21 protein-coding genes are annotated in these 22006 nt (G+C 68.7%); 3 read left to right on the plus strand and 18 right to left on the minus strand.

What is annotated here, in order from left to right:
* Position 1 precedes the first annotated feature (1 nt).
* The 5 genes from D5S18_RS15015 to D5S18_RS15035 all read right to left on the minus strand — a co-directional run bounded on the left by D5S18_RS15015 (position 2) and on the right by D5S18_RS15035 (position 7245).
* Positions 2–1621, minus strand: a complete 1620-nt coding sequence (locus D5S18_RS15015) for a tetratricopeptide repeat protein (RefSeq protein ID WP_120041396.1) — start codon at positions 1619–1621, stop codon at positions 2–4.
* Positions 1622–1662: 41 nt separating this feature from the next.
* Positions 1663–2988, minus strand: a complete 1326-nt coding sequence (locus tag D5S18_RS15020; RefSeq protein ID WP_120042155.1) for a M16 family metallopeptidase — start codon at positions 2986–2988, stop codon at positions 1663–1665.
* Between the two features lie 68 nt (positions 2989–3056).
* Positions 3057–5339, minus strand: a complete 2283-nt coding sequence (locus D5S18_RS15025) for a polyribonucleotide nucleotidyltransferase (protein WP_120041397.1) — start codon at positions 5337–5339, stop codon at positions 3057–3059.
* Positions 5340–5877: 538 nt separating this feature from the next.
* The gene (gene rpsO, locus D5S18_RS15030; protein ID WP_120041399.1) at positions 5878–6147 is read right to left on the minus strand and encodes a 30S ribosomal protein S15; all 270 of its coding nucleotides are present in this window, start codon (positions 6145–6147) and stop codon (positions 5878–5880) included.
* 129 nt (positions 6148–6276) lie between these two features.
* Positions 6277–7245 carry a bifunctional riboflavin kinase/FAD synthetase gene (locus tag D5S18_RS15035; RefSeq protein WP_120041401.1) on the minus strand — a complete coding sequence of 323 codons (969 nt, stop codon included), beginning with the start codon at positions 7243–7245 and terminating at the stop codon, positions 6277–6279.
* 105 nt (positions 7246–7350) lie between these two features.
* Here D5S18_RS15035 and D5S18_RS15040 point away from each other — a divergent pair, with 105 nt between their 5' ends.
* On the plus strand, positions 7351–8073 hold the full coding sequence (locus D5S18_RS15040; RefSeq protein WP_239003775.1) for a metal-dependent transcriptional regulator: 723 nt from the start codon (positions 7351–7353) through the stop codon (positions 8071–8073).
* A gap of 81 nt (positions 8074–8154) precedes the next feature.
* On the opposite strand, the gene D5S18_RS15045 is transcribed toward D5S18_RS15040, so the two are convergent.
* Entirely contained in the window at positions 8155–8568 is a 414-nt protein-coding gene (locus D5S18_RS15045) for a hypothetical protein (protein ID WP_120041404.1), read from the minus strand.
* A gap of 266 nt (positions 8569–8834) precedes the next feature.
* Entirely contained in the window at positions 8835–9245 is a 411-nt protein-coding gene (locus D5S18_RS15050; protein WP_120041406.1) for a DUF4345 domain-containing protein, read from the minus strand.
* A gap of 89 nt (positions 9246–9334) precedes the next feature.
* Here D5S18_RS15050 and D5S18_RS15055 point away from each other — a divergent pair, with 89 nt between their 5' ends.
* The gene (locus D5S18_RS15055; protein WP_120041408.1) at positions 9335–9946 is read left to right on the plus strand and encodes a TetR/AcrR family transcriptional regulator; all 612 of its coding nucleotides are present in this window, start codon (positions 9335–9337) and stop codon (positions 9944–9946) included.
* Here D5S18_RS15055 and truB read toward each other — a convergent pair.
* The 11 genes from truB to rimP form a co-directional block, all read right to left on the minus strand.
* Positions 9918–10817, minus strand: a complete 900-nt coding sequence (gene truB / locus D5S18_RS15060) for a tRNA pseudouridine(55) synthase TruB (RefSeq protein WP_120041410.1) — start codon at positions 10815–10817, stop codon at positions 9918–9920. The genes D5S18_RS15055 and truB overlap by 29 nt on opposite strands.
* Entirely contained in the window at positions 10817–11488 is a 672-nt protein-coding gene (gene npt / locus D5S18_RS15065; protein WP_120041412.1) for a 4'-phosphopantetheinyl transferase Npt, read from the minus strand. The genes truB and npt overlap by 1 nt, the downstream gene beginning before the upstream one ends.
* Before the next feature lie 12 nt (positions 11489–11500).
* The gene (locus D5S18_RS15070) at positions 11501–12451 is read right to left on the minus strand and encodes a metallophosphoesterase family protein (protein ID WP_439651143.1); all 951 of its coding nucleotides are present in this window, start codon (positions 12449–12451) and stop codon (positions 11501–11503) included.
* Positions 12452–12587: 136 nt separating this feature from the next.
* The gene (locus tag D5S18_RS15075) at positions 12588–13928 is read right to left on the minus strand and encodes an MATE family efflux transporter (protein ID WP_120041414.1); all 1341 of its coding nucleotides are present in this window, start codon (positions 13926–13928) and stop codon (positions 12588–12590) included.
* Positions 13929–14166: 238 nt separating this feature from the next.
* A complete protein-coding gene (locus D5S18_RS15080; protein WP_120041416.1) occupies positions 14167–15180 on the minus strand; it encodes a DHH family phosphoesterase in 1014 nt (337 codons plus the stop codon).
* A 12-nt stretch (positions 15181–15192) separates the two neighbouring features.
* Entirely contained in the window at positions 15193–15636 is a 444-nt protein-coding gene (gene rbfA, locus D5S18_RS15085) for a 30S ribosome-binding factor RbfA (protein ID WP_120041418.1), read from the minus strand.
* A gap of 29 nt (positions 15637–15665) precedes the next feature.
* Complete coding sequence (locus tag D5S18_RS15090) at positions 15666–15956, minus strand: DUF503 domain-containing protein (protein ID WP_120041420.1); 291 nt, start codon at positions 15954–15956, stop codon at positions 15666–15668.
* 87 nt (positions 15957–16043) lie between these two features.
* Positions 16044–19046 carry a translation initiation factor IF-2 gene (gene infB, locus D5S18_RS15095; protein ID WP_120041422.1) on the minus strand — a complete coding sequence of 1001 codons (3003 nt, stop codon included), beginning with the start codon at positions 19044–19046 and terminating at the stop codon, positions 16044–16046.
* A gap of 112 nt (positions 19047–19158) precedes the next feature.
* Positions 19159–19437, minus strand: coding sequence for a YlxR family protein (locus D5S18_RS15100; RefSeq protein ID WP_120042158.1), 279 nt, complete (start codon positions 19435–19437; stop codon positions 19159–19161).
* Between the two features lie 134 nt (positions 19438–19571).
* The gene (nusA, locus tag D5S18_RS15105; protein ID WP_120041424.1) at positions 19572–20600 is read right to left on the minus strand and encodes a transcription termination factor NusA; all 1029 of its coding nucleotides are present in this window, start codon (positions 20598–20600) and stop codon (positions 19572–19574) included.
* Positions 20597–21238, minus strand: a complete 642-nt coding sequence (rimP, locus tag D5S18_RS15110; RefSeq protein ID WP_120041426.1) for a ribosome maturation factor RimP — start codon at positions 21236–21238, stop codon at positions 20597–20599. The genes nusA and rimP overlap by 4 nt, the downstream gene beginning before the upstream one ends.
* 170 nt (positions 21239–21408) lie before the next feature.
* Here rimP and D5S18_RS15115 point away from each other — a divergent pair, with 170 nt between their 5' ends.
* Positions 21409–21993: a hypothetical protein gene (locus tag D5S18_RS15115; protein WP_239003776.1), complete on the plus strand. Its 585-nt coding sequence runs from the start codon at positions 21409–21411 to the stop codon at positions 21991–21993.
* Positions 21994–22006 lie beyond the last annotated feature (13 nt).

The raw sequence follows: 22006 nt of genomic DNA on the forward strand, positions 1-22006 counted from the left end.
GTCACTGTGGCCGGGGAAAATTGGGGAACCCGGTGAGTGGAATGAACGACGGACGCTCGAAGAAACCCGGCGGCAGATCGAAAGGCAAGGTGCGCGTCGGATAGCCGGGGAATCCGGGCATCGACGGTTTGAAGAGGCCGGTGGGATGGTTCGGCCGTGTGGTCGTCGGCACAGCCCCGTGGGTCGTGGTGGGTTCGACCGGAGCGGTCGTCGTGGGAACCACGGTATCGACCGGAGCGGTTGTCTCGCGGTGCAGCGCGTCACGGTCGAGATGTCCGAGACTCCACTGCACAACCAGCACGGCGAGTAGTAGCGGTAGGCCGAAAACCACGGCGATACCGAAGAATCGCGCCACGTTCGGCGCCTGCCGATAGGTGTCCACCGCGAACTCCAGCAGCGATGTCGCGGCGACCACACCGAATATCGCGACAACGGTCCAGAATCCCAGCGGGTGCGTCGACCAATTTCGCAGTGCCGCGAGCACTCCCACCAGCAGCAGCAGACCGCCCGACTTGACCAGGCCTGCCACCATGCGGCGGCCGCTCGCCCCGCGTTCGGCTTCGTCGACGCGCCGGTTCGACCAGGACAACATCAGGAACAGATGCCCCAGCCCGGCCGCGATCGCCGCGATGACCAGCAGGTGGTGCCCGGCCCGCATTGCACGCGCCGACTCCAAATGCAAGCCGAACGCCCCGATATGGACGAGTCCGCTCGCCACCGCCACCGTCAGCAGCGCGATCACCGGGACCGGCCGCAATATCCTGCGCCTGGCGTACCCGGCGGGAAGCTGCGGCCGCAGACGCAGCACTATTCGCAGCCAAGCCAACGGAATCGTGGCCAGCAGCAGCAAGCAGGAGACCCGCAGCATCGTCGGCCCGAACCACATCGACCCCAGCCCGGCGGCCCCGGCGACGAACCACACCAACTCCGGCAGCCGCAGCATCGCGCGCCACAGCACCTCCGCCAGCATCATGCGGGCGTCCTCCTCGCCCGGCCGCTCCGCGAGCAAGGCCCGCAGCACGCCCGCGGCACGCCAGCGGGACTGCCTGGTCCGCATACTCAGTTGGGCATGCAGCAGAAGCAGCGACACGGAACCGGGATTGAGCGCGAGCCCGGCATCGACGAGTTCCCTGGTCCGCGATCGATCTCCCAACCGCTCCATGACATGCGCGGACATGTTTACCGTGTCCGGATCGTCGGGCACCAGTTCGAGCGCGGCTTCGACCAGCGCCCGCGCCTCGACTCCGGCCTCCGCCGAACGTCCCGGTTTGGCGAGTATCCAGGCAAGTGTCAGCAGCGCCCTGGGGTGATCCGGATCAATGTCGACGGCGATCCTGGCCTGCTCGATCGCCGCCACGGTCTCGCCGGCTCCCAAGTGCAGGGTGCTGAGGGTCAACCGGGGTTCGAACGCATCCGGCGCCGCCGCGACCGCCCGCCGCGCGAAATCGAACGCCTCGGCCGTATCGCCCAGTTGCGAACTGGCGGCCGCCAGAGAGTCGAGCAGTCGATAGTCTTGCGGCGCGTCGATCAAAGCCTTGCCGAGGATCCGCCTGGCCTCGGCGGGCCGCTCCAAGTCCATCGCGATCCGGGCACGGTCGAGCGCCGATTCCACGTCCTGCATGCGATCTCCCCTATCGCCTTGTCACACAAAGACTTTCGAGTCTACTTCGCAACCAGACGCCGCACCGCGGCGGGCAGGTCGCGGGTGCGGCGATACGGTCCGGCGACCGAGGCCGCGAACGGACGGGCCAGCAGGGTGCGCGCCACCGCCGTCACCTCATCGGTGGTCACCGCGTCGATACGCGAGAGCGTCTCGGAGACACTGCGATGATTGCCGTAACTGAGTTCGCTGCGGCCGATGCGGTTCATCCGGGAGGCCGAATCCTCCAGCCCCAGTACGAGTCCGCCGCGCAGCGACCCCTTGGCCCGCGCGCATTCGGCGTCGGTGATCCCGTTCGCCGCGACCTCCTCGAGCACGCCGCGCGCCAAACCGGCCACATTGCCGAGGTTTTCGGGCTGACACCCGATATAGACCGAGAACGCGCCGGTATCGGCGAAGGTGTCCACACCCGAGTACACCGAGTACGCGAGCCCGCGCTCCTCCCGAATCACCTGGAACAGGCGCGAACTCAATCCACCGCCCACCACGGTGTTCAAAATCGAGAGCGGCCAACGTCTTTCCCCCTCGTGCCGCCCGAAGGCGCGCACGCCGAACGCCAGATGCGCCTGCTCGCTGTCGCGGTGGCTCCAGTGCAGTTCCGGCTCGCCGTGCGGGCGGAACCGGCCCTCGCGCCGGGCCGCCGGTTCGGCCACCGGATCGAGCCGGTCGCCGAAGGCCCGATACACCAACTCCACCGTGTGCTCGTGCTCGACATTGCCCGCCACCGCGACCACCATCCGGTCCGGACGGTAACGACGCAGATGGAAGCCGCGCAGTTGGGACGCGCTCATCGATTCGATGGATTCGATGGAACCGATCACCGGGCGACCGATCGGATGGTCACCGAACAGCGCCGTCAGGAACGAGTCGCCGACCAGGTCCTCCGGATCGTCGTCGCGCATGGCGATCTCCTCGAGCACCACCTGCCGCTCGACCGACACATCCACGGCACGACACAGCCCGCGCAGCACCACATCGGTGACCAGATCCACCGCCAGCGGCAGATCCTCGTCCAGCACATGCGCGTAGTAGCAGGTCTGCTCCTTGGCGGTGAATGCATTCAACTCACCGCCGACCGCATCCATGGCCTGCGCGATATCCAGCGCCGAACGCGCGGGCGTCGCCTTGAACAGCAGATGCTCCAGGAAGTGCGCGGCCCCCGCCACCGTGCGGCCCTCGTCGCGCGAACCGACACCCACCCACACTCCGATGGAGGCCGAGCGCACGCCGGGCACATGCTCGGTGACCACCCGCAGCCCGCCGGGCAGCACGGTGCGCCGCACACCCGAATCATCGGCGCGCGCATCGGCGGTCCGCAGCTTCTTCAGTGACGAACCCCCCTGCCCACCACGGAGCAGAGGGGTTGTCGTCTTCTTCTTTGTCACAGAGACAAGTACTACTCGGTCTCGGCCGTACCCGCATCGACGGCGTCGGCGGACTCGGTGGTCTCCTCCGCGGCGTCCTCGACCGGCACCAGCGAGATCTTGCCGCGATTGTCGATATCGGCGATCTCCACGCGCAGCTTGTCGCCGACGTTGACCACGTCCTCGACCTTGGCCACCCGCTTGCCATTGCCCAGTTTGGAGATGTGCACCAGACCGTCGCGGCCCGGCAGCAGTGAGACGAACGCGCCGAAGGCGGTGGTCTTGACGACCGTGCCGAGGAAGCGCTCGCCCACCTTGGGCAACTGCGGGTTGGCGATGGCGTTGATCTGGTCGATCGCCGCCTGCGCCGACGGGCCGTCGGTCGCGCCGATGTACACCGTGCCGTCGTCCTCGATGGAGATATTCGCGCCGGTCTCCTCGGTGATCTGGTTGATCACCTTGCCCTTCGGGCCGATGACCTCGCCGATCTTGTCGACCGGGATCTTGATCGCGGTGACGCGCGGCGCGTACGGGCTCATCTCGTCCGGGGTGGCGATGGCCTCGGCCATCACGTCCAGGATGGTGGTGCGCGCGTCGTGCGCCTGGCTCAGCGCGCCCGCCAGCACCTGCGAGGGGATACCGTCGAGTTTGGTGTCCAACTGCAGCGCGGTGACGAACTCGCGGGTGCCCGCCACCTTGAAGTCCATATCGCCGAACGCGTCCTCCGCGCCGAGGATATCGGTGAGGGCCACATAGCGGACCTCCTCCACACCGGACTCATTGGTGATGGTGTCCGACACCAGACCCATGGCGATACCCGCGACCGGAGCCTTCAGCGGCACACCGGCATTGAGCAGCGACAGCGTCGAGGCACACACCGAACCCATGGAGGTGGAACCGTTGGAGCTCAGCGCCTCCGACACCTGCCGGATGGCGTAGGGGAACTCCTCCTGGCTGGGCAGCACGGGGATGAGCGCCCGCTCGGCCAGCGCGCCGTGCCCGATCTCGCGGCGCTTGGGCGAGCCGACACGACCGGTCTCGCCGGTGGAGAACGGCGGGAAGTTGTAGTGGTGCATGTAGCGCTTGGAGGTCTCCGGGCCGAGCGAGTCGACCTGCTGGGCCATCTTCACCATGTCGAGGGTGGTGACGCCCAGGATCTGGGTCTCACCGCGCTCGAACAGCGCCGAGCCGTGCGCGCGGGGCACCACGGCCACCTCGGCGGACAGGGCGCGGATATCGGCCAGGCCGCGACCGTCGATGCGGAAGCCGTCGGTCAGGATGCGCTGACGCACCAGCTTCTTGGTGACCGAGCGGAAGGCCGCGCCGATCTCCTTCTCCCGGCCGGTGAAATCCTCGGCCAGGCTCGACAGCACGTTGAGCTTGATCTCGTCGATCTTCTCCTCGCGCTCCTGCTTGCCCGCGATGCTCAGCGCCTCTGCCAGCTCGCGCTTGGCGGTGCCCTCCACGGCCTGGAACACATCCGCCTGGTACGGCGGGAACAGCGGGAACTCCTCGGTGGGCTTGGCGGCCAGCTCGGCCAGATCCGCCTGCGCACGGCACAGCCGGGCGATGAACGGCTTGGCGGCCTCGAGGCCCTGCGCCACCACGGCCTCCGTCGGGGCCTGCGCACCGCCCTCGACCAGTTCGATCACGCGGTCGGTGGCCTCGGCCTCGACCATCATGATCGCCACATCGCCGGATTCCACGACTCGACCGGCCACGACCATGTCGAAGACCGCACCCTCGAGCTGTTCGACGGTCGGGAAGGCGACCCACTGGCTATCGATCAGCGCCACCCGCACGCCACCGACCGGACCGGAGAACGGCAGGCCCGCGATCTGGGTGGAGGCGGAGGCGGCGTTGATGGCCACCACGTCGTAGAGATCCTTGGGATCCAGGCTGAGCACCGTGACCACGACCTGGATCTCGTTGCGCAGGCCGTCGACGAACGACGGACGCAGCGGTCGGTCGATCAGGCGGCAGGTCAGGATGGCGTCGGTGGACGGGCGGCCCTCGCGGCGGAAGAACGAGCCGGGGATGCGGCCCGCCGCGTACATGCGCTCCTCGACATCGACCGTCAGCGGGAAGAAGTCGAACTGGTCCTTGGGGGCCTTGCCCGCGGTGGTGGCCGACAGCAGCATGGTCTCGTCGTCCAAGTAGGCGGCCACGGAACCGGCGGCCTGGCGGGCGAGGCGTCCGGTCTCGAACCGGATGGTGCGGGTGCCGAACGCACCGTTATCGATCAGCGCCACGGATTCGAAGACACCGGGCTCGACCTCGATGGCCGTGGATTTGCGTTCAGTTGTTTCGGTCATTGCCTGCTCTCAACCTCTCGTCTTCGCCGGATCAAGCGCACTCGTCGGCGCGATCCAGCTCTCGTCAGCCGTACCTGGGATGGGCGCGCGGCAGCGAATACGGCTGCGGTGCGCACACCCGGCCGAATCCCCTTGGATACGGCGACGCGGAGGCGGTCATCGATCGAAGCCCACCGGCGGACCAACCCTGCCGAAAGGCCACTACCGAAGACCGACGCCACGCGGCGCGGGTGCATACGGCTGTGCAATGTTGTAGTGCATCTTCAGTGGATCGGGAACTGATCCGACCCGGATACACAAGAAGCCAACGGGGAGATTGTACGTCTCCCCATTGGCTGTGTTCGATTGGCCTCGCTTCGCTCGGCTGTTCGCGGCCCTTGGGCTCCTGATTTCCGCGTCCGCGACTCGTGACTGCGTCGCATGCGCTGCGGACGCGGAAATCAGGACCGGCCGCGAACGTCGCTCGTAAGACTCGCTCCCGTGGGGCTGAGCATCGAGGGATCGAGCCTGCATTGGGCGCGGGGCCGGAGAACTTCGCTCAGCGGCGCAGGCCCAGGCGCTCGATCAGCGTGCGGTAGCGCGCGATGTCCTTGGCGGCCAGGTACTTCGACAGGCGCTTGCGGCGACCGATCAGCGCCATCAGGCCGTGGCGGGTGTGGTGGTCGTGCTTGTGCTGCTTGAGGTGCTCGGTGATGTCGGCGATCCGCTTGGACAGCAGCGCGATCTGCGCCTCCGGGGAGCCGGTGTCCTTCTCGTGCAGGCCGTACTCGGCCAGGATCGTCGTCTTCTGCTCGGTGGTCAGCGCCATGGGGCATCCACTCCTGTATCTCAGTTCCGCGCTCGGAATTCCGGCGAACCGGAGCGGGCGCCACCGCGGACCGCAGCAAACCCGAGGAGCTACCCTACCGGACGGGCCGATACGCATACCAATCGCGGGTCACAGCCGGTCGGCGGCGAGGATCTCGCGGGCGGTTCCCACATCGCGGCCCATGGTCGCGATGAGTTCGTCGACCGAATCGAATCGGCGCTGCCCGCGCACATGATCGACAAAATCGACCGCGACGTGCTGACCGTAGAGGTCGGCCTCGCCGTCGAGCACATACGCCTCGACGGTGCGGGCGCGGCCGGAAAAGGTGGGATTGGTGCCCACCGAGATGGCTGCCATGGCCCGCTCCCCCGGTGTGACGGTGCCGATGGTCGGGCCGGGACCGAGTACGGTGAACCAGCCCGCGTAGACACCGTCGGCCGGAATCGCCGCATACATGGGCGGCGCGACATTCGCTGTGGGAAAACCCAATTCGCGACCGCGGCCATCGCCGTGCACCACCACGCCCTCGACCCGGTGCGGGCGGCCCAGCGCCTCGGCGGCGGCGGCCATATCGCCCGCGTCCACACAGGAGCGAATGTAGGTGGAGGAGAAGGTGACCGCGTGCTCGCCGACCAGTTTGACCCCGTCCACCTCGAAACCGAAGCGGGTGCCCAACTCGCGCATGGTCTCGACGGTGCCCGCGGCCTTCTTGCCGAAGGTGAAATTGTCCCCGACCACCACTTCGGTCACGTGCAGCCGCTCGACCAGCAGGTCGTGCACGTACCTGGCGGGGGTCAACTTCATGAAGTCCTGGGTGAAGGGCATGACGCAGAACACGTCGACGCCCAACTCCTCGACCAGTTCCGCGCGGCGGGTCAGCGTGGTGAGCTGCGCCGGATGGGAACCGGGGCGCACCACCTCCATGGGGTGCGGGTCGAAGGTCATCAGCACCGAGGGGACGCCGCGCGCCGCGGCCTTCTTCACCGCGCGGCTGATGAGTTGCGCGTGCCCGCGGTGGACTCCGTCGAACACACCGATCGTGAGGACGCAGCGACCCCAGTCGGCGGGGACATCGTCCAGACTTCGCCATCTCTGCACAGTGGGAAGCCTACGCACCCGCGACCGGATCCGCCGATGGCGGGCGGGTCGCCATGCGCGGGTCTGCGAAGGCCGCAGCCCGCCGCGCCCACTAGGCTCGAGTATGTGCCCGGTAAACGTGACCTCGCCGCCCGCCCTGATCCGGGCGGCACCGCGACCATCGCTCCGGCTCTGTCGGCGGTCGCCCAGGACTATCTGAAGGTGATCTGGACGGCCCAGGAGTGGTCGCCGGAGAAGGTGTCGACCAAATTGCTGGCCGAACGGATCGGTGTCTCGGCCTCCACCGTGTCCGAGGCCGTGCGCAAACTCGCCGACCAGGGTCTGGTCGAGCACGCCCGCTACGGATCGATCACCCTGACCGAGGGCGGCCGCCGCGCCGCCGTCGCCATGGTGCGCAAGCATCGACTGTTGGAGACCTTCCTGGTCAACGAACTCGGCTACGGCTGGGACGAGGTACACGACGAGGCCGAGGTGCTCGAGCACGCGGTCTCCGAACTGCTCATGTCCCGTATCGACGCCAAACTCGGCTATCCCGACCGTGATCCGCACGGCGATCCCATCCCCTCGGTGGACGGTGCCGTGCCCACCCCGCCCGCCAGGCAGCTCAGCCATTTCCACGCGGGCGAATCCGGAAGGGTGGCAAGGATTTCCGACGCCGACCCGGATATGCTGCGCTATTTCGACTCGGTCGGGATCGCCCTGGACACCACCATCGAGGTGGTGGAGCGCCGCGATTTCGCGGGCACCATCGCGGTGCGGATCGGTGCGGCGCAGGCGCCGACGGATCTGGGTCGTCCGGCGGCCGAGGCCATTTGGCTCACCGCGTGAATCGAGGACGGTAGCGCGAGGATAGGGTCCGGCGGAACACGCGGCGTGCGGCACCCGATAGCCGAGGTCGACGCGCGGCGCTCAGCAGCCGAGGAAGTACCGCTGCAATCGCGGGGCCACACCATCGGTGACCGCACTGGTCCAGCAGATGCTGTGCGCCGTATAGGCGTAGGTCTTCCACCCGTCGATGGGATCGCGCCGGATGACGCGGCGGGTGTCGCCGACCTGGTCCCAGGCGATCAAGGCCCAGTGCCCGTCGCATTCGGTGACCTCGGCCCATGCGGCGTCGAATTCGCCGATGATGCCCAGATCCTTGGCGATGATCTCGGCGGCGCAGAATCCGACGGCGGCGGCGTCGACTCTGGCGACGGTGGCCACCGCCGGGTTGGCACGCGCGCCCTGCGCCGCACCGGGCGAATGCCCGACCGCACAGCCCGCCATCACCGCTGCGGCAGCGAATCCCGCTGTCGCCCAGGCGATTCCACCGATTATCATCGTTGCCGGCCTCCACTGCCATAGCGCCGAAGCCGTCGGTCCCCACCCGCGTCCCGTCCGGCGTCGCTGCCCGAGCGAAGCCATACGTTACTCGGAATCCGCGCGGGCGCGCGTATTTCACGCGCCGTGCCGCGCGGAAATCGGCCAGGGTCGCAGCACGCACCCTCGACCGAATTCGGGCCGCGACCGGCGCGCCGGGATCGAGGCCCGAATCATCTGCGCGCCGACCGATTCCCCGCCCACCGGCCCGCGCGAGGTCCTCGGGTTCAGACGGCGCCCGCGTACTGCCCATCTCGCGACGCCCGGCGCTCGTCGGCGGCGGCCAGCCAGAAGAACACCGGCGGCAGCACGACCTCGAATGCGGTCAGCACGAGGATGAACCAGTGCGGCACACCGTCGAGGGCCAGCGAGACGAACCGGCCCAGGGCGCCGAGCAGGAAGATGCCCGCCAACCAGCGGATCGCCCACGCGGGGATGGGGTTCTGCCGAACGGCCCAGATCCAGGCCGCGCCGTAGCCCGCGAAGATCGCGCCGAGGAAGCGGGCCTGACTGTCGGCGGTGGCAGTGGCCACTCCCATATCGGGCAGGCAGTGGGTTCCGGCGGCCAGGTGCAGCAAGCCGATGCCCACGCACGCGACGCCCAACGTCCACGAGAGCCCTTTGAGCCATGCGGTCATGAGATTCTCCGATCGGAGGAGGGTAAGTTGACGCGCGTCTACTTAAACCCTACGGGGGGTAGTAGACGCGCGTCAACTAAGGTGCTGACATGACCCGTCAACGTCTCGCCCCGGCGCAACGCCGCCGCCTGCTCGTGGCGGCGGGTGCGGAACTGTTCGCCGAACACGACTACGACGCGGTCCGCATGGAAGAGGTGGCCGCCGCCGCGGGCGTCTCCCGCGCACTGCTCTACCGCCACTTCCCCAACAAGCGCGAACTGTTCGTCGCCGTCTACGAACATGCCTCGGCACAACTGCTGGTCGAAACCGAACTGGATCCGAACAAGCCACTGCCCGAACAGCTTTCAGCCGGACTGGCCGCGCACTTCGACTACTTCGCGGCCAATCCGCAGGCGGTGCTCGCCGCCAACAAGGTGCTCGCCACCGATCCCACCGTGCAGTCGATCATCGCGGGCCAACTCGGCGAACTGCGCACCCGCCTGCTGGAATTCACCCGCGCCGAGGGGCGCACCAGGGAAATCGCCACCCAGGTGCTCGACAGCTGGCTCACCTTCGTCCGGGTGCTCACCGTCGAATGGTTGGAGCACGGCGCCCTCACCCGCGCCGAGATGCTGGAGATCAGCTCGGGCGCCCTGTTCGGCGCGCTGGCACCGCTGCTCGGACCGGAGTTGTTCAGAGATTCGACGGACGCACGACCATGACCGAGGCGGCACGACGACCGCTCTCCTGCAGCAGCGCGATGGCCCGACCATCGGGGTCGACGGCGGCATACACGCCGGGCAGCCCGATGGGCTCCAACCAGCGCCCATTGCGCAGATCCTCGGCCTCGGACGCCTCGATCGGACGCTGCGGGAAGGCGGTGCGCACGGCGGCATCGATATCCAGGCTCAGCAGCGGCGCGCCGTCCTCGGCCGATTTCGCCAATTCGTCCAGGGTGCGGGCATGTTCGAGAGTGAACGGGCCGACTCCGGTGCGACGCAACGCCGTCAGATGGCCGCCGACGCCGAGCGCCGCGCCCAAGTCACGGGCCAGCGCCCGAACGTAGGTGCCGGAGGAGCATTCCACCACCACATCCAGATCCACGAAATCCGAGATATCACGCCGCGCCAACACTTCGAAGCGGGACACGGTGACCGGGCGGGCCGCGAGGCGCACCTCCTCGCCCGCACGATGCCGGGCGTAGGCGCGCTCACCGTCGACCTTGATGGCGCTCACGGTGGCGGGCACCTGTTGGATATCGCCGGTGAGATCCGCTATGCGCGCGGCGATCTCGGCATCGGTGAGGTGCGCGGCCGGTGCGGTCGAGAGCACCTCGCCCTCCGCGTCATCGGTGGTGGTGGCCCGACCGAGCCGGATGGTCGCGGTATACGCCTTGGTGGTGAGGGTGAGCAGACCGAGCAGCTTGGTGGCGCGCTTCACCCCGAGCACCAGCACACCGGTGGCCATCGGATCCAAGGTGCCCGCATGGCCGATCTTCTTGGTGCGCAACAGCCTCCGGCACTTGGCCACCACATCGTGGCTGGTCCAACCACCGTCCTTGTCGATGATCAGCAATCCGCCGAGCGCGTCCATCAGGCGTGCACGATCGCGGTCAGGATCAGGCCGTCGGTGATCTCCCACCGCCCGTCGAACGAGACCAGCGGCGCGCCACCGTCATTCACCTGACCGGGCACCAGGATGCTGCTGTGGAAGGTGCCCGCGCCGGAATCCAGGCCGCGCTCGGTGATCTCGAAGGTGATGTGCGCGTCCTCGAAACCGAGCCAGCGCGAGGTCAGCGGCCACCATGCCTTGTAGGTGGCCTCCTTCGCGCAGAACAGCAGCCGATCCAGGTGCAGGCCCGCATCGGCATTGGCGCGCAACCACTCCCGCTCCGGCGCCAGACTCACCGAATCCAGCACACCCTCGGGAAGTTCGCCGTGCGGTTCGGCATCGATGCCGATCGAGCGGAACAGCACCGCATGACCGAGCGCGGCGGCGCGGTAGCCCTCGCAGTGCGTCAGACTGCCGACGATGCCGCGCGGCCAGACCGGCGCGCCACGCTCCCCTTTGCCGATGGCCACCGGCTGCTCACCCAACTGCTCGAGCGCGAGCCGGGCGCAATGCCTCGCCCCGATGAAGTCGCGCCTGCGCTTCTCCACGGCCTTCTCGATGAGGTGCTCCTCGGCCGGATGCGCCCGCAGACCCTGCGGGTACTCCAGCAATTCGGCCGATGCCACACCCGAGTTCAGGATTTTCTCGATCATCGTCCGCCGAGCCTAGTCGGCGCCGAGGCCGCGACGGCGATCGGCCCGCGCGCGCATCTCGGCGGCGGCCGCCTCCATGGCCGGGGTGATCTGGAAATGCCCGCCCCATTTGTTGAGCGCGCCCGGCGGATACTCCGGCACGGGCAGGATCTGCCGCAGCAATTGGTCGGGCAGGCCGCGGCGCTCCCATTCGCGCGGATAACCGAGCGAGACCTCCTCGAAGCGCACACCCTCGTGGTAGGAGGTGCGCGGAATGTGCAGGTGCCCGTAGACCGAGCACACCACGTTGTAGCGGATATGCCAGTCGGCGGTCAGATCGGTGCCACACCACAGCGCGAACTCCGGATAGAACAGCACATCGGTGGGTTCGCGCAGCAGCGGGAAGTGATTGATCAGCACCACCGGCGCGCCCGAAGGCAGCGCGTCGAGCCTGCGCTGGGTGTACTGCACCCGCGCGTGGCACCAGGCGTCGCGGGTGAGATACGGGTCCGGGCTGAGCAGGTACTCGTCGGTGGCCACCACATTGCGCTCGCGCGCGATGGCCAACCCCTCCGCCTTGGTGCGCGCACCATCCGGCAGGAAGGAGTAGTCGTAGAGCAGGAACATCGGGGCGATCGTCACCGGGCCGCCGAACTGCTCCGCGCCCGCGCCCAACCATTCCGGGAACGGATCCTCCGGAGTGAGCACATCGAGGTCGCGGCAGATCCCGACGAGGTGGTCATAGCGCGCCGCGCCGTGCAACTGCACCGGATCCTTCGGCGTGGTCCACAGTTCGTGGTTGCCCGGCACCCAGACCACCTTCGCGAAACGGCCGCGCAGCAGTTCCAGCGCCCATCGGATATCGTCGGACTTCTCTGCGACATCGCCCGCGACGATCAGCCAATCCTCCGGCGAGTCCGGCCGGATGCGCTCCACCACGGGCCGATTCCCCTGGTGGCCGACGTGGATATCGCTCACCGCCATCAACTTGGGTATCACCGGATCCACCTTGGCACACCATCCCCACCGCCCGCAGGCCGACCCTGACCTCCGCCCCCAACAGACGTTGCAGGCGAAGCCGTCGTTGCACCCGCGCATGGCCGCAGCGAAGGCGCAGGCCCTAAGCGCCGACCGGAACTTCGGCTCCGACCCTGGCCCAGCGACCCGAAAGCGCCCGCACCGCAACGGCCGCGGCCCGCAGCACCATGAATCCCGCCATACCCCACCAGATTCCGGCGATACCCCAGCCGAAGACGAGAGCGAGCCAGGTCAGCGGCAGGTAGCCGAGCAGCGCCGACCCCATGGTGATATTGCGCAGGTAGGCCGCATCGCCCGCGCCGAGCAGCACCCCGTCGAGGGCGAATACCAGCCCTGCCACCGGAATCAGAGCCACGAAGAACCACCAGGCGACCCGCATCCGATCCAGCACGTCCGGGTCGGCGGTGAACAGGTGCGGGATCACACCCGCACCCGCCGCGAAAATCGCGGCCAGCGCCACGGCGAACAGCTCCGACCAGAGCGTGACCCGACGCGCCAGTTCCCGTGCGCCCGCCGCGTCACCGGCCCCGAGCGTCGCGCCCACCAGCGTCTGCGCCGCGATGGCCAGCGCGTCCAATGCCAGCGCGAGGAAGAACCACAGTTGCAGCACCAACTGGTTCGCCGCCACCGTGGCCGCGCCGAACCGGGCGGCCACCGCCGCCGCCGACACCGAACACGCCTGGAAAGCCAGGCTGCGCACGATCAGATCCCGACCGAGCGTCAACTGCGCCCGCATCACCGACCAGCGCGGGCGCAGCGAAATCCGCGCGCGCACCAGCGCGTTCAGGAACAACCCGGCCATCACCAACTGACCGACCAGATTGGCCACCGCCGAACCTGGCAGCTCCATGCGCGGCGCACCGAGCAACCCGTGCACCAGGACCGGACACAGCACTGCCGAAACCGCCAGTCCCGCCACCACATACAGCAGCGGACGCCGCGTCTGCTGCACCCCGCGCAACCAGCCATTGCCCGCCATCGACACCAGAATCGGCGGCACCCCGAACAGCGCGATCCGCACCCAGTCCAGCGCCGCCGCGGCGATATCCCCGCCGCCAGCCACCGCATTGGTCACCGGCGCCGCGACGCACTGCGCCACCACGAGGATCGCCGCGCCGACGCCGAGCGCGAGCCACGTCGCCTGCACCCCCTCCTCGACCGCGCCGCGCTCATCCCCCGCGCCGTGTCTGCGCGCCGCCCGCGCCGTTGTCCCGTAGGACAGGAAGGTCAACTGCGTACTCGCCTGCGCCAAGAGCAGACCGCCCACCGCGAGCCCGGCCAGCGCCAACGCCCCGAGCCGACCGACCACCGCCATATCGAACAGCAGGTACAGCGGCTCGGCGATCAGCACGCCCAGCGTGGGCAGGGCCAGAGCCAGCATCCGTCTCGGCCCGACCGTCCCGTTACTACTCTCAGCGCCCATAGGTCAGCCGTCCCTCCGCACGTATCCGACCACTCTCGCACGGACCCACGACAATTCCAGCGCGATCTCCGCCGGTAAGCACCTCGCCGCCCACGTGGAGCCGGACGACTCCGCATTCGACCCCGATATCGTCGTCCACCCCCACAGCCATCGCGGTCATCGCGCCCAATGACGTTGCCGGACACAGCAGATCGCATGAATCCCGACCGGAACGACCGATGAGGGATACCCGGCGCACTCAACCGAGTGCGTTCAGCAACCCGGCGATCAAATCCTCAGGCGAACCGAAAGCCGTATATCCGGCCGCGAATCGATGCCCACCGCCCCCGAGGCCGGTCGCGATTCGCGCCACATCGACGGCATCCGCCGCACCGGGACCGGTATCGCGCGACCGCAGCGAAACCGTCCACCTGCCCGGCACCGTGCCGGATTCCTTGAAAACCGCGGCGATTCCGGCCTCGGCGGTGGTGCGCACGATATCGATGACGCTCTCCACCTCCTCCGAATCCAACTCGCCGGCATCGGCGGCGCGCACGAACGCGTACACCAGTCCGACCCCGCGCACCCCCGGCGCCAACCGGGCGCCACCCAGCACCCGCGACAGCATGGTCAACCACCCGAACGGGTGGGTATCGAGCAACGCCCGCGCGATCTCCGCGCCATTGATACCGGTGGCCAGCAATCGATCGGCCAACCGGTGCGTACCGGGCCGCACCCACCGGAACGAACCGGTGTCGGTGACCAGTCCGGCGTAGAGGCAGTGCGCCACTTCGGCATCGATCGGCACACCCCACGCATCGAGCAGTCCGGTGATGACGCTGGTGGTGGACTCCGCGCTCGGATCGATCAGGTTGATGGCGCCGAAACGGGTGTTGGAGCGATGGTGATCGATGACCAACGTGGTTGCGGCGCCATCGATTCGGTCGGCCAGCGCGCCGAGTCGATTGACTCCGCCGCAGTCCACCGCCACCAGCACGTCCACCGCGCGCGGCACCTCGGCGGGCGGCACCAGATACCGCACACCCGGCAGCGTCCGCATGGAGGCGGGCAATTCGGCGGGTTCGGCGAAGGACACCCACACCGGGACACCCCGGCGATGCAGCACCAGCGCCAAGGCCAGCCCGCTGCCGACGGTATCGGCATCGGGCTGCACATGACAGACGACGGTGACCGAACGCGCCCGCGCCAAGGCGGCCACCGCGGCCTGGACGTCGACCGGATCGAGTCCGACCGCATCGGGCGTCGTCGTCATGGGGCTACCGCATCACTGTTCTTCGTCGGACTCGACCTTGTACGGATCTACCTCGCCCGCGTGCGTGGCCGTGGCGGCCACCTTGGCGACCGCTTCGTCGGAGGCACGGGCACGCTCGAGCAGCTCCGTCATCTGCCGCGCCGCATCGGGCACGGTATCGAGCACGAAGCTCAGCGTCGGGGTGAATTTGATCCCGGTGCCCGCGCCCACCTTGGAACGCAGCACACCCGTCGCCTTGGCCAGACCGGCGGCCGCGGCCGTCAGATCCGGTTCGGCGTCGACGGTCTCACCCATGACCGTGTAGTAGACCGTCGCCTCGCGCAGGTCCCCGGTGACCTTGGCGTCGGTGATCGTCACGAAACGCAGCCGCGGATCCTTGATCTCGTACTCGATCGCTGTCGCCACGATCGAGGAAATCCGCTTGGCGAGTCGGCGGGCCCTGGCTTGATCCACCATGGCTGTTCCTCCTCACTACCCAATTATTGTCAGTCTTCGGGTCCGAAGATCCGGCGGCGCACTGCCAGCAACTGTAGCTCCGGACGGGCGGCGACGTGCCGCTCACAGCGGTCGAGCACCTCGGTCAGGTGACTCATCTCACCGCTGACCATGGCCACGCCCAGCAGCGACCGCCTGTGCAGCTGCTGCTCCCCGCCCTCGACCGCGCTCACCCCGAAACGTTGCAGTTCGGCCAGCACCGGTCGGATCAGCGACCGCTTCTGTTTGAGCGAATGCACATCCCCGAGCAGGATGTCGAATTCCAATGCACCCAAATACATTTCCCCACCTCCACGACGAAACCACGCCGCGCCGGATTCCGTGCCGGGGCCGGGAGATCCCGACCCCGGCACGGAACTAGCGACCGATCAGTCGCGCGGCTTCTCGCGCAACTCGAACGCCTCGATGACGTCGCCCTCCTTGATATCGGAGTAGGTGACCGTCATACCGCATTCGTAGCCCTCGCGGACCTCGGTGGCATCGTCCTTCTCCCGCTTCAGCGACGAGATGGTCATCGTCTCCACGACGACCACGTTGTCGCGCAGCAGACGCGCCTTCGCATTGCGCTTGACCGAACCCGAGAGCACCATGCAGCCCGCGATATTGCCGATCTTGGACGAGCGGAAGATCTGCCGAATCTCGGCGCGACCCAGCTCGACCTCTTCGTAGATCGGCTTGAGCATGCCCTTGAGGGCCTTCTCGATCTCGTCGATGACCTGGTAGATGACCGAGTAGTACCGGATGTCGACACCCTCGCGGTTGGCGAGTTCGGTCGCCTTGCCCTCGGCCCTGACATTGAATCCGATCACGATCGCATTCGAGGCCGAGGCCAGGTTCACATCGGTTTCGGTGACGCCACCGACGCCGCGGCTGATCACCCGCAGGCGCACCTCGTCGTCGATCTCGATACCCATCAGGGCCTCCTCGAGCGCCTCGACGGTGCCCGAGTTGTCGCCCTTGAGGATCAGGTTCAGCTCCGAAGTCTCCTTCAGGGCCGCGTCCAGATCTTCCAGGCTGATCCGCTTGCGGCTGCGCGCCTGCAGCGCGTTGCGCTTGCGGGCATTGCGCCGGTCCGCGATTTGGCGGGCGATGCGGTCCTCGTCGACGACGAGCAGGTTGTCACCCGCACCCGGCACCGAGGTGAAGCCGATGACCTCGACCGGACGCGAGGGCAGCGCCTCGGTGACATCGTCGCCGTGCTCGTCGACCATGCGCCGGACGCGACCGTAGGCGTCGCCCGCCACGATCGAATCGCCGACGCGCAGCGTGCCGCGCTGCACCAGGACGGTGGCCACCGGACCGCGACCGCGATCCAGATGCGCCTCGATGGCGACACCCTGGGCGTCCATATCCGGGTTGGCCCGCAGATCCAGCGCCGCGTCGGCGGTCAGGACCACGGCCTCGAGCAACTGCTCGATATTGGTGCCCTGCTTGGCCGAGATGTCGACGAACATGGTCTCGCCGCCGTACTCCTCGGCGACCAGGCCGTATTCGGTGAGCTGCTGGCGGATCTTCTGCGGGTTCGCACCCTCTTTATCGATCTTGTTGACCGCGACCACGATCGGCACGTCGGCCGCCTGGGCGTGGTTGATGGCCTCCACCGTCTGCGGCATGACACCGTCGTCGGCGGCGACCACCAGGATCGCGATATCGGTGGCCTTCGCACCGCGGGCACGCATGGCGGTGAACGCCTCGTGACCGGGGGTATCGATGAAGGTGATGAGCCGATCATCGGCATTGACATGCGTCAACACCTGGTACGCGCCGATGTGCTGGGTGATACCGCCCGCCTCGCCCTCGCGGACGTTGGCCTTGCGGATGGTGTCGAGCAGTCGGGTCTTGCCGTGGTCGACGTGACCCATGACGGTGACCACCGGCGGACGGACCTGCAGGTCCTCCTCGCCGCCCGCGTCCTCGCCGTAGGTGAGGTCGAACGATTCCAGCAGCTCGCGGTCCTCGTCCTCCGGACTGACCACGTGCACGACGTAGTTCATCTCGCTGCCGAGCAGCTCGAGGGTCTCGTCGTTCACCGATTGGGTCGCGGTGACCATTTCGCCCAGGTTGAACAGGGCCTGGACCAGCGAGGCCGGATTGGCGTCGATCTTCTCGGCGAAGTCCGACAGCGAGGCGCCGCGGGCCAACCGGATGATCTCGCCATTGCCGCGCGGCAGCCGAACGCCGCCGACCGACGGGGCCTGCATCGAGTCGTACTCTTGGCGCTTCTGCCGCTTGGACTTGCGGCCACGCCGGGGCGCGCCACCGGGACGACCGAACGCGCCCGCCGCGCCGCCGCGACCGCCGGGACCACCCGGACGACCGCCGCCACCGCCACCGGGACGACCGCGGAAACCACCGGCCGCACCGCCACCGGCACCGGGAGCACCCGTGCCCGCACCTGCGCCCGGCGCGCCGCCGCCGCGGTAGCCACCGCCACCGCCACCGCCGCCGGGACGACCACCGGGACCACCCGGACGACCGCCGCCGCCACCCGGTCGACCCGCACCGGCGGGACCCGGACGCGCCGAACGCGCGGGCATGGCGCCGGGATTGGGACGCGGCGGCATCGAACCCGGACTCGGCCGGGGGCCACCGGGACGCGGGGGACGCTCGCCCTGCCCGGCGGGCGGACGCGGACCACCCTGACCGGGACCGGGACGCGGAGCGCGATCACCGGGGCCGGGACGCGGGCCACGATCGCCCGGACCCGGACGGGGGCCGCGCTCGCCCGGACCCGGACGCGGGCCGCGCTCGCCCTGCGGGGCCGGACGCGGCGCGGAACGCCGCTCCTGCTCCGGGGCGGAAGTGAAGGGGTTGTTGCCGACGCGCGGGGTCTTCGGACCCGGCTTCGGGCCTGCGGGACGCGGACCGCCCTGCTGCTGCGGACGCGGGGCGCCCGGTGTGGGATGCGGAGCCGACGGCGCGGGCGCTTTCGCGGCCGGGGCCGCCGGGGCGGGGGCCGGAGCGGGCGCGGGTTTGGGACCGGGCTTGACCATCGGGCCGGGACGCACGGACTCGGCCGGACGCGGTGCGGGGGCGGGCTGCTCCCTGGACACGGCGGCCTGCGCCGGAGTGGCGGCCTGCGCCTGCACCGGGGCGGGCGAGGGCACGCGCGGGCCGGGACGGGGACCCTCACCGGCGGGCTTCGGGGACGGGCGGCCCCCGGACGGACCGGGACGCGACCCGGACTTATTGCCGTTCTGCGGGGCGGACTTCGCCGCGAACGACTCCCGAAGTCGACGCGCGACGGGTGCCTCCACCGTCGAGGACGCCGACTTCACGAACTCGCCCTGCTCCTTGAGCCTCGCGAGTAGTTCCTTGCTCGTGACACCGAGTTCTTTGGCCAACTCGTGCACGCGGGCCTTGCCTGCCACTGCTCTCCTCTACTGAGAGGTCGAGCGCGGCAGCCCGTCTGCTGGGACGGGTGACCCGCACGACCTCGGGTTATCTCCGATGGACGTTCATCGTTGGTACTTCACGGTGTGCTCATGAGTGCTCGTGCCTGTTCTCGAGGTAACGCTCCAGGGCTGAGATATCCAGATGTCCGGACACTCGTAGTGCTCTGCCGAAAGCTCGGCGCCGCTCTGCCGTGCTCAAACAAGCCGAAAAGGGGTGCAACCAGGCACCCCGTCCGGGAAGTCTGCGCCACGGATCGGGAACGATCGCGACGATGCGGGCACCGTCTCCGGATTCCCGCTCCTGCGCCACGATCCGCAACAGATCGGCGGCCAACTCGCGTTTGCGACATCCGATACAGGTCCGGATGGGCGACGCGTGCTGAACCTTGGACCACTCTACCGCCGACCCGCTCGGATCGCCGAACCCGTCCCCTCTCGAAGTTACCGAGATGTCATCCCGACGCCGGGCAACCCCGCGCGACCTGGGCAGACTCGTTCGAGTCAACTCCGGTGCGCTTCCGTGCGCATACCGCCACCGACATCGGGGGCCGCATCGCTGCGGATATCGATGCGCCATCCGGTGAGCCGGGCGGCGAGCCTGGCGTTCTGCCCCTCCTTGCCGATCGCCAGCGACAGTTGGAAGTCCGGCACCACCACGCGGGCCGCCCGAGCCTCCGGATCGACGATGGTCACCGAGACGACCTTCGAGGGCGAGAGCGCGTTGCCGACGAAGGTGGCCGGATCCTCGGCGTAATCGATGATGTCGATCTTCTCCCCGGCCAGTTCGCTCATCACGTTGCGCACCCGCTGCCCCATCGGGCCGATACACGCGCCCTTGGCGTTCACACCGGACACCATGCTGCGGACCGCGATCTTGGACCGGTGCCCCGCCTCGCGGGCCACCGCCACGATCTCCACCGATCCGTCGGCGATCTCGGGCACCTCGAGCGCGAACAACCTGCGCACCAGATTCGGGTGGGTGCGCGAGAGGGTGATCTGCGGGCCGCGCTGACCGCGCGAGACACCGACGACGTAGCACTTGATCCGGTCGCCGTGCTCGTAGGTCTCCCCCGGCACCTGCTCGGCGGGCGGGATGAGGCCCTCGGTGCCGTGCAGTTCGCTACCGATGCGGACCACCACGGTGCCTCGGGCGTTGGCGCGCGCGTCGCGCTGCACCACACCGCCGACGATATCGCCCTCGTGGGTGGCGAACTCGCCGAAGGACTTCTCGTTCTCGGCGTCGCGCAGCCGCTGCAGCACCACCTGGCGCGCGGTGGTCGCGGCGATGCGGCCGAAACCCTCCGGGGTGTCGTCCCATTCGGAGATGACATTGCCGTCGGCGTCGATCTCGCGGGCCATCACCCGCACCACGCCGGTCTTCTGGTTGATGTCGATGCGGGCCGTCGGCTGGTGGCCCTCGGTATGCCGATAGGCGGTCAGCAGCGCCGACTCGATCGCGGAGATCACCGTCTCGATCGAGATCCCCTTGTCGGCGACGATCGCGCGCAGGGCTTCGATTTCGATGTTCATTCCACGATCCCTTCGGTCGAATCGGACGCTGTTTCGTTTGAAAGAGCTGATTCCGAGATTTCTTCGTCGAGTGACTGGGCGCCCTGGCCGGGTTCGGGCCTGCCGGGGGCCACGCCGCCCGCCAACGCCATTTCCCGTGCGTTCGGCGGATTGAACTCCACCTGGACCACGGCGCGGTCGATATCGTCGAGTGCGACACCGATGGCGCGCGGGGCGCGTCTGTCGGGTAGGACGAGGGTGATTCGCGCACCGTCGAGCGCGCCGATCCTGGCCTCGAACGCGCCCTCGATTCCGGGATCGGGCGCAACCACACCCTCCCGCAGGGCGATGCGCGCCTTGCGCCCTTGTGCGCGCCTCCAGTGGCGGTCGGCCGTCAGCGGGCGGTCGATTCCGGGAGTGGTCACTTCCAACAGGTAGGGCGTCTCGCCGAAATCCCCCGCGTCGTCCAGTGCCAGCGACATCTCGGTGCTCAACTCGGCGACGGTGTCCAGATTCGAGCCGGTATCGCTGTCGACGACGACCTTGACCCTGGCGGGAGTTCCGGCCGTCGAGATCTCGACGCCCTCGAGGTCGAATCCCCGGCGTTCGACGAGCTCAGCAACGAGCTGGCTCACCCTTTCCTCGGTCGGCATCGGCATATGGGCGGCTCCTGGTTCAGTTGTGACGCGGCGGGAAAATTCTCTACCGGAGGTCTAGCGTAACGCGCCCGGAGAGTGTAAAGGACCAGCGGGCAGGCCCGGCACCCGCCACGGCCGCCGCCGCGAGTGCGCATGCGGGACCGAAGGGATGAATCTGGCACGATGGGTGCGTGCCCCTCCGCCTCACCGCCCCGCCGCGCGCCGGGTGCATTTCCGGCATCCCCGCCGAGACTCCGAATCGTCGCAGCGTATTGCGGTTGGCCGGGGGCGCGGCCGCGGGGGCGCTCGCACTCGGGGCTGTCGCCGGATGCGGCGCCGAGGATGTGGTGCACGAACCGGATCCGCTTGCCGCCCAAGAGATCGCGGCCCGCGCCGACGCGCAGGCGGCCACCGCGGCGATCGCGGTCGCACCGCAGCGGCATGCCGCGCTGAGCGCCATCGCCGCCGAGCGCACCCAACACGCCGAGGCGCTGCGCGCCGAGATCAACCGCGTCATCGGTGTGTACGGCGACGGGACCACACCCGTGCACCGCACCCGCACGGTCGAGCCCGCCGTCGAGGGCGCCGCCGCGCCGGACACGTCCCAGCAAACCGCGCCGACCCAACCGCAGACCGTGGACGCGGTGCGCCTGCGGCTGACCGGATCCCGCCGCGCCGCCGCCGACCTGGCGCTGACCCAATCCGGCTACCGGGCCGCCCTGCTGGCCTCGATCAGCGCGGCCTGCGCGGCGCAGACCGCCGTACTGCTGGCCTGACCGGGACCACCCC

The organism is Nocardia panacis (assembly GCF_003598715.1).
Taxonomy (GTDB): domain Bacteria; phylum Actinomycetota; class Actinomycetes; order Mycobacteriales; family Mycobacteriaceae; genus Nocardia; species Nocardia panacis.